9 protein-coding genes are annotated in these 9,654 nt (G+C 74.0%); 2 read left to right on the forward strand and 7 right to left on the reverse strand.

The window, feature by feature from the left end; translation table 11 throughout:
- Positions 1-41: 41 nt before the first annotated feature.
- The 7 genes from pheT to infC form a co-directional block, all read right to left on the reverse strand.
- Complete coding sequence (pheT, locus tag ACFUVW_RS16685; protein ID WP_430572441.1) at positions 42-2,654, reverse strand: phenylalanine--tRNA ligase subunit beta; 2,613 nt, start codon at positions 2,652-2,654, stop codon at positions 42-44.
- Positions 2,654-3,742: a phenylalanine--tRNA ligase subunit alpha gene (gene pheS, locus ACFUVW_RS16690; RefSeq protein WP_430572442.1), complete on the reverse strand. Its 1,089-nt coding sequence runs from the start codon at positions 3,740-3,742 to the stop codon at positions 2,654-2,656. The genes pheT and pheS overlap by 1 nt, the downstream gene beginning before the upstream one ends.
- Positions 3,743-3,919: 177 nt before the next feature.
- On the reverse strand, positions 3,920-4,609 hold the full coding sequence (locus ACFUVW_RS16695; RefSeq protein ID WP_430572443.1) for a 2'-5' RNA ligase family protein: 690 nt from the start codon (positions 4,607-4,609) through the stop codon (positions 3,920-3,922).
- Positions 4,610-4,642: 33 nt separating this feature from the next.
- Positions 4,643-5,518 carry a TrmH family RNA methyltransferase gene (locus tag ACFUVW_RS16700; protein WP_430572444.1) on the reverse strand — a complete coding sequence of 292 codons (876 nt, stop codon included), beginning with the start codon at positions 5,516-5,518 and terminating at the stop codon, positions 4,643-4,645.
- Between the two features lie 55 nt (positions 5,519-5,573).
- Positions 5,574-5,957 carry a 50S ribosomal protein L20 gene (gene rplT, locus ACFUVW_RS16705; RefSeq protein ID WP_079576292.1) on the reverse strand — a complete coding sequence of 128 codons (384 nt, stop codon included), beginning with the start codon at positions 5,955-5,957 and terminating at the stop codon, positions 5,574-5,576.
- Positions 5,958-6,020: 63 nt separating this feature from the next.
- Positions 6,021-6,215, reverse strand: coding sequence for a 50S ribosomal protein L35 (gene rpmI / locus ACFUVW_RS16710; protein ID WP_344249414.1), 195 nt, complete (start codon positions 6,213-6,215; stop codon positions 6,021-6,023).
- Positions 6,216-6,315: 100 nt separating this feature from the next.
- On the reverse strand, positions 6,316-7,275 hold the full coding sequence (gene infC, locus ACFUVW_RS16715) for a translation initiation factor IF-3 (RefSeq protein ID WP_430572447.1): 960 nt from the start codon (positions 7,273-7,275) through the stop codon (positions 6,316-6,318).
- Between the two features lie 319 nt (positions 7,276-7,594).
- On the opposite strand from infC, the gene ACFUVW_RS16720 reads away from it, so the two are divergent.
- The gene (locus ACFUVW_RS16720; RefSeq protein ID WP_430572445.1) at positions 7,595-8,062 is read left to right on the forward strand and encodes a Fur family transcriptional regulator; all 468 of its coding nucleotides are present in this window, start codon (positions 7,595-7,597) and stop codon (positions 8,060-8,062) included.
- Positions 8,063-8,105: 43 nt separating this feature from the next.
- Positions 8,106-9,623 carry a catalase gene (locus ACFUVW_RS16725; protein ID WP_430572446.1) on the forward strand — a complete coding sequence of 506 codons (1,518 nt, stop codon included), beginning with the start codon at positions 8,106-8,108 and terminating at the stop codon, positions 9,621-9,623.
- Positions 9,624-9,654: the final 31 nt, after the last annotated feature.

Here is a 9,654-nt window from a genome sequence, read left to right on the forward strand (position 1 = left end):
CGGTGCCCCCGGTGCCCCCCGTGCCCGCGACGACGCCCTCGTCAGCCACGCAGCACCGCCCCGACGCGCTCGGTCGCCGCGGCGACGACGCCCTCGCGGACGGCACGCACGTCGTCGGCCGTCAGGGTGCGGTCGGCGGCGCGCAGCCGCACCGAGTAGGCGAGCGACTTCTTGCCCGCGCCCACCTGCTCGCCGGTGAAGACGTCGAACAGGCGCGCGTCCTCCAGGAGGGGCCCCGCGCCGGCCACGACGGCGGCGCGCACGTCGGCCGCGGGCACGCTCGCGTCCACGACGAACGCGAAGTCCTCCTTGGCCGCCGGGAACGCCGACACCGGCTCGGCCACGACCGGGGCGCCCCCGCCCGCGGCGATCAGCGCGCCCAGGTCGAGCTCGAACGCCGCCGCCCGGGCGGGCAGGCCCAGGGCCTCGACGACCTTGGGGTGCAGCTCGCCCGCGTGCCCGACGACGGCGCCGTCGGCCAGCGTCAGCGCCGCGCAGCGCCCGGGGTGCCACGGCATCGTGCCGGAGTCGGCCCGGACCGTGACCTCCGCGCCCGCACGCTCGGCGACGAGCCGGGCGGCGTCGAGGGCGTCCGCCCAGTCGGCCGCACGGCCGTCGCCCCACCAGCCGGCGGGCACCGCCCGGCCGGCCAGCACGCCCGCGACGTGCCTCGGCTGGTCGGGGACGGCGGACACCAGCGCCGCCAGGTCCTCGTCGGACGGGCGCACGCCGACGGGCAGCTGCGGCGGGGCCGGGGTGCCCGGCGTCGGCCGCGTGACCAGGCCGATCTCGAAGACCGCCACGTCGGGCAGGCCGCGCGAGACGTTCCGGCGCGCGGTCTCGAGCAGCGTCGAGAGCAGGTCCGCGCGCAGGGACGGCCGGTCGTCGGCCAGCGGGTTGGCCAGGCGCAGCGTGGTGCGGCGGACGTCCTCGTCGGGCAGCCCGAGCGCGTCGAGGTCGGCCTCGCCGACGAACGGGTAGGACAGCACCTCGACGAGACCGGCCTCCGCGAGCGCGCGCGCCACCGACCGACGGGCCCGCTGCTCCGGGGTGAGGCCGCGCCCGCCCGGGGCGGCCGGGAGCACGGACGGGATCTGGTCGTAGCCGGCGATCCGCACGACCTCCTCGACCAGCGCGGCCGGCTCGGTGAGGTCGGGACGCCACGACGGCGGCGTCACGCGGACGGCGTCCACGCTGGCCCCGGCGACGGCGTCCGTGACGACGCAGCCGATCTGCTCGAGGATGCCGACCACGGTGGCCCGGTCGTACTCCACGCCCGACAGCCGCGTGGGCAGGCTGACGTCCAGGCGCACCGGCTTGGGGGCGGTCGTGGTGTCGAGGTCGCTCACGGCGCCGTCCGCGGTGCCGCCGCCCAGCTCCACGAGCAGGTCGACCACGCGCTGCGCCGCGACCGCGGGCAGGCGGGGGTCCACGCCGCGCTCGAACCGCTTGGCGGCCTCGGACGGCAGCCGGTGCCGTCGCGCCGTGCGGGCCACGGTGATCGGGTCGAAGTGGGCCGCCTCGACGAGCACGTCGGTCGTGGTGGCGCTCACCTCGGAGGAGGCGCCACCCATGACGCCCGCCAGGCCGAGCACCCGCGCTCCGCGCTCGCCCGCGGGCGAGTCGGTGATGAGCAGGTCCTCGGCGTCGAGCGCGCGGTCGACGTCGTCGAGCGTGGTCAGGCGCTCCCCCGGTGCCGCGCGGCGGACCACGATCGGCGCAGCCACCCGGTCGAGGTCGTAGGCGTGCAGCGGCTGGCCCAGGTCGAGCATGACGTAGTTGGTGACGTCGACGGCCAGGGAGATGGCGCGCATCCCCGAGCCCTCGAGGCGACGCTTCATCCACGGCGGGGTGGGCGCGGCCGGGTCGATGCCGCGCACGACGCGCGTGACGAACCGGTCGCAGCCGACCTGCCCGTGGATCGGTCCGGCGTCGTCGACCTCGACGGCGAACCCGTCGGCCGTGGCGGCCGGCGGGGGCGTGACGAGGTTCTGGGCCAGGCCCCGGTCGGTGAAGCGGGCTCCCGTGGAGTGGGCGTACTCGCGTGCCACGCCGCGGTAGCTGAACGCGTACCCGCGGTCCGGGGTCACGTTGATCTCGAGCACCTCGTCGCCGAGGCCGAGCAGGGCGATCGCGTCCTGGCCCGGGGTGAGCTCGGCGGCATCGAAGCCCGCGCGGGTGAGCACGAGGATGCCGTCGTGGTCCTCGCCGATGCCGAGCTCGCGCACCGAGCAGATCATGCCGTCGGAGACGTGGCCGTACGTCTTGCGCGCCGCGATGGCGAAGCCGCCGGGAAGCACGGTGCCCGGCAGGGACACCACGACGTAGTCGCCCACGCCGAAGTTGTGCGCGCCGCAGATGATGCCGCGCGCGCCGCCGGCGGGGACGTCGGCGTCGTCGACGCCCTTGATCTGCGTCGCGTTGTGCTCCGGGCCGACGTCGACCAGGCACCAGTTGACGGTCTTGCCGTTCTTCTGCGGCTCGGGGGTCTGCGCGAGCACGCGCCCCACCACGAGCGGGCCGGTGACGGCGGCGGGGTGGATCTCTTCCTCCTCCAGGCCGACCTTCACCAGCGCGGCCGCGAGCTGCTCCGCGGTGAGGTCCGCCGGCAGCTCGACGTGCTCGCCGAGCCAGTCAGTGACGATGCGGGGCATCAGATCTCCGTCCCGAACTGGGTGGAGAAGCGCACGTCGCCCTCCACGATGTCGTGCATGTCCGCGATCGAGTGGCGCAGCATCGCCGTCCGCTCGATGCCCATCCCGAACGCGAAGCCCTGGTACTCCTCGGGGTCGATCCCGGCCGCGCGCAGCACGTTGGGGTTGACCATGCCGCAGCCGCCCCACTCGATCCAGCCCGCGCCGCCCTTCTTCTGCGGGAACCACAGGTCCATCTCGGCGCTGGGCTCCGTGAAGGGGAAGAAGCTCGGGCGCAGCCGGGTGCGCGCCTCGGGGCCGAACATGGCGCGCGCGAACGCGTCGAGGGTGCCCACGAGGTTCGCCATCGTCAGTCCCTTGTCGACCGCCAGGCCCTCGACCTGGTGGAAGACGGGGGTGTGCGTGGCGTCCAGGGCGTCGGTGCGGAACACCTTGCCCGGGCACGCGACGTACAGCGGCACCCCGCGCTCGAGCAGCGAGCGCGACTGCACCGGCGAGGTGTGCGTGCGCAGCACGAGGTTGGACGGCTTGTCGCCCTCGCCCGCCACGTAGAACGTGTCCTGCATCTGCCGCGCCGGGTGGTCCGGGTCGAAGTTCAGCGCGTCGAAGTTGAACCACTCCGCCTCGACCTCGGGGCCGTCGGCGATCTCCCAGCCCATCCCGACGAAGAAGTCGGCGATGCGCTCCTGGACCAGCTCGATCGGGTGCCGAGCCCCGACGGGGCGGCGACCGGTCGGCAGCGTGACGTCGACCGTCTCCTCCACGAGGACCCGCTCGTCGCGCTCGGCCTCGAGCTCCGCCTGGCGCGCGGCGATCGCCTGGTTGACGCGGCCGCGGCGCGGGCCGACGTTCTTGCCGGCGGCGGCCTTGTCGGGGCCGGGGAGAGCGCCGATGGCACGGTTCGCGAGCGCGAGCGCGCTCCTGTCCCCGGTCTGCGCGGTGCGGACGGCCTTCAGCTCGTCGAGGTCGCGCGCGGCGGCGACCGCGGCGAGCGCCTCGTCGACCGCGGCGTCGAGGGCCGCGACGTCGAGCGGGTCGGGGCCCTGTCGGTCGTTGCCGGGTTCTGGGGTGGGTGCGGGCGTGGACATGCGTGCCTTCCTGAGAGGGTCCCTGCGAGGGGTGTGGGCGGCGGGGTCAGTTTATGTGCCCGCCACGGCCCGTCAGGTCGGCGTCCGCGGTGCCGCGCGCTCAGCGCGCGGGCGCAGCCGGGACCGGGCCCGTGGCGGGCCCGGTAAATCGGCGGTCGCGGAGTGTCACGCCTCCCATCATGGCACGTGCCGCCCTGGGCTGCGCCCGTCGGCCCCGTCGGCCCCGTCGGCCAGGGGGATCACGGCGACGTCCTCGTGCAGCGGTCCGCCTGACCGCCCCTCGCCGAGCCGGGAGGCGACGACGTGGACGGCGTCCACCTCCCAGGACGGCCCGCGGTACACGGCCAAGGCCCGCGCCCACGGGACCAGCGGCGACGCCTCCGACTCGCGGCCTCGCGGCGCGCGGGTGCCGCCGCGCGCGCCGTCGACCCGCCGGCGCCCCTCCGCGGCGCGGAGCGTCGCGCGGGCGACGGTGAGGTGCGGCCGTCCCGACGTGCGGTCCGAGGCGGGCAGGCCCGACGCGCCGACGGCGGCGTCCTGGGCGAGCTCGGCCGTCCGCCGCAGCGCGTCGACCGCGCCGGTCAGCCCCACCCAGAGCGTGCGACCGCCGAACGAGCCGCTGCCCGCGAGCGCGAGGTCGAACGGGGGCACGTCGGCCAGGGCCAGGCGCAGGGCGTCGACGTAGCCGGGCACCGCGCCGTCAGGGATCTCGCCGTGAAAGGCGAGGGTGACGTGGCGCTGCTCCGGCGGCACCCAGCGCAGGCCGCGGCCCGGGTCGGCGAGCGACGGGCCGCTCACCCCCGCGAGGGCGAGCTCCAGGTGCCGGGCCGCCTCCGCGGACGGGTACACGGCCGTGAAGAGGCGCACGCGCCCATCGTGCCACGCGCGCCGCAGCGTGGGTCAGCGCTGCGCGCGCCCGCTGGCGTAGAGGCACACCGTGGCGGCGGTGGCGAGGTTGAGCGACTCGGCCCGGCCGCGGATGGGCACGCGCACGACGGCGTCGGCGAGGGCGCGGTCGGCCTCGGGCAGACCCCAGGCCTCGTTGCCGAAGACCCAGGCCGTCGAGTCGGCCAGGTCGGGCTGGTCGGGCGTCCGCGGGCCGGGACCTGCGACGTCCAGCAGGTCGTCGAGGTCGTGGGTGCCCGTACCGTCGGCGGCGAGGACGTGGCAGCCGGCCGCCCGGAGCACGTCCACCGCCTCGGTCAGCGACGTGCCGGTGACGACCGGGAGGTGGAAGAGCGAGCCGGCGGTGGACCGCACGACCTTGGGGTTGTGCGGGTCGACGCTGTGGCCCGCGAGGACCACCAGGTCCGCGCCGGCGGCGTCCGAGGCCCGGATCACGGTGCCCGCGTTGCCCGGGTCGCGGACCGCCGCGAGCACCGCGACGAGCAGCGGGCGCCCCTCGGCAGCCCGAGCCCCCGCCAACGACGCGACCGTCTCGTCGAGGCCGTGCGACCGGACGCGCACCACGGCGAGGACGCCCTGGGCGTCGGGGCTCATCGCCTCGAGCACCTCGGGCGTCCCGACGTGCACGTGGAGGCCGGCGCCGAGGGCGTCGTGCAGGATCTCGTCGTAGCGCTCGGCGGCGGCGGGCGTGAGGTAGACGTCCCGGACGTCACCTGCCGCGTGGCGGACCGCCTCTCGCACGCCCTGCGGCCCCTCGACGAGGAACTGCCCGTGCCGGGAACGCGCAGGACGCCCGGACAACGCCCTGACCTGCTTGACCCGGTCCGCCCGCGGGTTCGCGAGCGTCACGTCGGGGATGCCTGAGATCATTCCTGGCATCGACAGGTCGGGGTTGTCCGGGCGTCCGGGGTGCTGAGCGGGTGGCTCAGGCGGCCTTCGGCGCGTTGACGTCGGCCGGCAGCGCGTCCTTGGCGACCTGGACGAGCGCGTTGAACGCCGCCACGTCGTTGACCGCGAGCTCGGCGAGCATGCGGCGGTCGACCTCCACACCAGCAGCCTTGAGGCCCTGGATGAGGCGGTTGTAGGTCAGCCCCTGCGCGCGGGACGCAGCGTTGATGCGCTGGATCCACAGCTTGCGGAAGTCGCCCTTCTTCGCCTTGCGGTCGCGGTACGAGTAGACGAGGGAGTGGGTGACCTGCTCCTTCGCCTTCCGGTACAGGCGCGAACGCTGGCCGCGGTAGCCGCTGGCGCGCTCGAGGGTCGTACGGCGCTTCTTGTGGGCGTTGACCGCCCGCTTCACGCGTGCCACGTGATGCTCCTTGCAGTGTCGGGCCGGAAGTGGACCCGGCGGCCGGTGCGGCCGCCGGAGGGGTCACTTGCCGAGCAGCTTCTTGATCTTCTTGACGTCGGCCTGCGAGACCTGCTGGTCCATCGCGAGGCGGCGGGTGCGCTTGGTCGGCTTGTGCTCGAACAGGTGGCGGCGGTTGGCCTGCTCGCGCATGACCTTCCCGCTACCGGTGACCCGGAAGCGCTTCTTGGCGCCGGAGTGCGTCTTGTTCTTCGGCATGACTGCCGTCTCTCCTCGTGTCGGTCACCCGCCGGCCGGCGGGGACGTGGTGCGGACCGGGGCCGGCGAGCGGCCCGGTGCCAGATGGTCGTGTACGGCCTCAGCGCCCTGCGCGCGGGCTCGGCTTCGGTCGCGGTGCCGAAGGCCGCGGGGTGCCCGGCTTCGGCGTCGCGGCCTTGGGCGTCGCCGGCTTGGGCGTCGCAGGCTTCGGCGCGGCGGCCGGCTTGGCCGGAGCAGCGGCAGGCTTCTCCGACGTCGCGGGCTTCTCCGACGTCGCAGGCTTCGCCGGGGCGGGCTCGGCCGGGGCGCTCGGGGCCGGGGCGGCGGCCTCGGGGGCCGGCGCCTCGGGCGTCTCCACCTCGGGCGCCGCCGTCGGCTGCGCGGTCCCGGCCTGGGCGCGGGCCTCGGCCTTGACCTCGGACTTGGTCTTGCGCTGCGCGTTGATCTCGCTGGACCGCTTGCGCTGCTCGACCTTGGCGTCGGCCTTCTTCTTCACCGGGCCGAGCACCATGGTCATGTTGCGGCCGTCCTGCTTCGGCATCGACTCGACGAAGCCGAGGTCCGCCACGTCCTCCGCGAGCCGCTGCAGCAGGCGCACGCCCATCTCGGGACGCGACTGCTCACGACCACGGAACATGATCATGACCTTGACCTTGTCGCCGGCCTCCAGGAAGCGCACGACGTGGCCCTTCTTGGTGCCGTAGTCGTGCGGGTCGATCTTCAGGCGGAACCGGATCTCCTTGAGGACCGTGTTCGCCTGGTTGCGCCGCGCCTCGCGCGCCTTCATGTCCGACTCGTACTTGAACTTGCCGTAGTCCATGAGCTTGGCGACGGGCGGACGGGCGTCCGGGGCCACCTCGACGAGGTCGAGGTCGGCGTCCTGGGCAAGCTTCAGGGCGACTCCCGTGGCGACCACGCCGACCTGCTCCCCGCCCGGGCCGATGAGTCGGACCTCGGGGACGCGGATCCGATCGTTGATGCGAGGCTCGCTGATGGTGATGCTCCTAGGAACTCGTCGGTAGACCGCCAGGGACGGGAAAGGCCCCCGACCTGAGCACAGGTGGAGGCCATCTACCGACGCCGGGGCGCGAGCGCTCCGACGACCGAGGCGGACACCCACGAGAGGCGTCCGACCGGGACCCGGCTCCTGTCGGCGCCCAGGGGCGCCCGGTCGGTGCTCGGGTGGGATGAGATCCACTTGATGCACCCGGGCCCGACGTCGACGACTCGCTCGGAGCATCGCACCACGGACCCAGGTCGGTCAGCTGTCAAGGCTAGCACGGGATCGCCGCCCGGCCGGCCGGTGTGGCGAGCGTCTCGCCCGCCCACTCCGCGACCTTTACTGGAATCGTTCCAGAAAGTGTGGCAGGGTCGCGGCCATGACCACGGCGAGCACGGACGAGACGTTGCTGAGGGAGCGGGGCCTGCGCGTCACCGGTTCCCGGCTCGCCGTCCTGCGCGCGCTCTCCGAGCACCAGCACGCCACCGCGGACGACGTCGTGCGCGCGGTGCGGGCCGACCTCGGCTCGGTGTCCGTGCAGGCCGTCTACGACTGCCTGCACGCGCTCACCTCGTCCGGCCTCCTGCGCCGCATGGAGCCGGCCGGGCACCCCGCGCGCTACGAGCGCCGCACCGGCGACAACCACCACCACGTGGTGTGCCGCTCGTGCGGTGCCGTCGCCGACGTCGACTGCACCGTGGGGCACGCGCCCTGCCTGACGCCCAGCGCGTCCCACGGGTTCGCCGTCGACCTCGCCGAGGTCACCTTCTGGGGCCTGTGCCCCGACTGTGCCGAGAGCTCCGCCGCCGACCCCGTCCCGGCGGCCGGCCCCGGCACGACCTCCTGAAGCCGGACCGAACCGGAACCCCCCTGAGAAAGGACGTCATCACATGACGACGCCGTTCACGACGACGCAGACCGGCACCCCGGTCGCGAGCGACGCGCAGTCCCTCACGCTGGGTGCGGACGGGCCCACCGTCCTGCACGACCGCTACCTGGTGGAGAAGCTCGCCTCCTTCAACCGGGAGCGCGTCCCGGAGCGCAACCCGCACGCCAAGGGCGGCGGCGCGTTCGGCGAGTTCGTCGTCACGGAGGACGTCTCGCAGTACACCCGCGCGGCGGTCTTCCAGAAGGGCGCCACGAGCGAGACGCTGCTGCGCTTCTCCTCGGTCGCGGGCGAGCAGGGCTCCCCCGACACCTGGCGCGACGTGCGCGGCTTCTCGCTGCGCTTCTACACCACCGAGGGCAACCTCGACATCGTCGGCAACAACACCCCGGTGTTCTTCCTGCGCGACGCGATGAAGTTCCCGGACTTCATCCACTCGCAGAAGCGCCTCGGCGCCTCCGGCCTGCGCAACGCCGATATGCAGTGGGACTTCTGGACGCTGTCCCCCGAGTCGGCCCACCAGGTCACCTACGTCATGGGCGACCGCGGCCTGTCGAAGTCGTGGCGCCACCTCAACGGCTACGGCTCGCACACCTACCAGTGGATCAACGCCGCGGGCGAGCGCTTCTGGGTGCAGTACCACTTCATCTCCCAGCAGGGCGTGGAGCACATGTCGGCCGAGGACGCCGAGCGCATCGCCGGCGAGGACGCGGACTACTACCGCCGCGACCTGTACGAGGCCATCGAGCGCGGCGAGCACCCCTCGTGGGACGTCAAGGTCCAGGTCATGCCCTACGAGGACGCGAAGACCTACCGCTTCAACCCGTTCGACATGACGAAGGTCTGGCCGCACGCGGACTACCCGCTGATCAAGGTCGGCACGTTCACGCTGAACCGGAACCCGAAGAACTTCTTCGCCGAGATCGAGCAGGCCGCGTTCTCGCCGGGCAACCAGGTGCCGGGCACCGGCATCTCGCCCGACAAGATGCTCATGGCCCGCGTCTTCTCCTACCCCGACGCGCAGCGCTACCGCATCGGCACCAACTACAACCAGCTGCCGGTCAACCAGCCGCACGCCGCCCCGGTCGCGAACTACATGCACCAGGGCAACATGCAGTACCACTTCAACGGCCCGGAGCACCGCGTCTACACGCCGAACTCGTTCGGCGCCCAGGGCGGCCCCGTGGCCGACCCGGCGCGCGGCGTCGAGGCGGGCTGGGAGTCGGACGGCGAGCTGGTGCGCGCCGCGCAGACGCTGCACGCCGAGGACGACGACTTCGGCCAGGCCGGCACCCTGTACCGCGAGGTCTTCGACGACGCCGCCAAGGCGCGCTTCCTCGAGACGCTCACCGGCCAGGGCCTCGCGATCACGATCGACGAGATCCGCGAGCGGTTCTTCCAGTACTGGACGAACGTGGACGCCGAGCTCGGCGCCAAGCTGCGCGCCGAGGTGTCCTCCGGTCACGTGCCGTCGCCGGCCGCCGCCGGCTCGGGCCCGGACGTCGAGCCCGTCGGCATCTGACGACGCCGCTCGCCCGTCGGCGCACCGCCCG

This window comes from Isoptericola sp. NPDC057391, assembly GCF_042668085.1.
Classification (GTDB): domain Bacteria; phylum Actinomycetota; class Actinomycetes; order Actinomycetales; family Cellulomonadaceae; genus Isoptericola.

Coding starts and splice junctions, on each gene's coding strand:
- pheT (WP_430572441.1), bottom strand. CDS start 2,654: ATGCCCCGCATCGTCACTGACTGGCTCGGCGAGCACGTCGAGCTGCCG.
- pheS (WP_430572442.1), bottom strand. CDS start 3,742: ATGTCCACGCCCGCACCCACCCCAGAACCCGGCAACGACCGACAGGGC.
- ACFUVW_RS16700 (WP_430572444.1), bottom strand. CDS start 5,518: ATGATCTCAGGCATCCCCGACGTGACGCTCGCGAACCCGCGGGCGGAC.
- rpmI (WP_344249414.1), bottom strand. CDS start 6,215: ATGCCGAAGAACAAGACGCACTCCGGCGCCAAGAAGCGCTTCCGGGTC.
- ACFUVW_RS16720 (WP_430572445.1), top strand. CDS start 7,595: ATGACCACGGCGAGCACGGACGAGACGTTGCTGAGGGAGCGGGGCCTG.
- ACFUVW_RS16725 (WP_430572446.1), top strand. CDS start 8,106: ATGACGACGCCGTTCACGACGACGCAGACCGGCACCCCGGTCGCGAGC.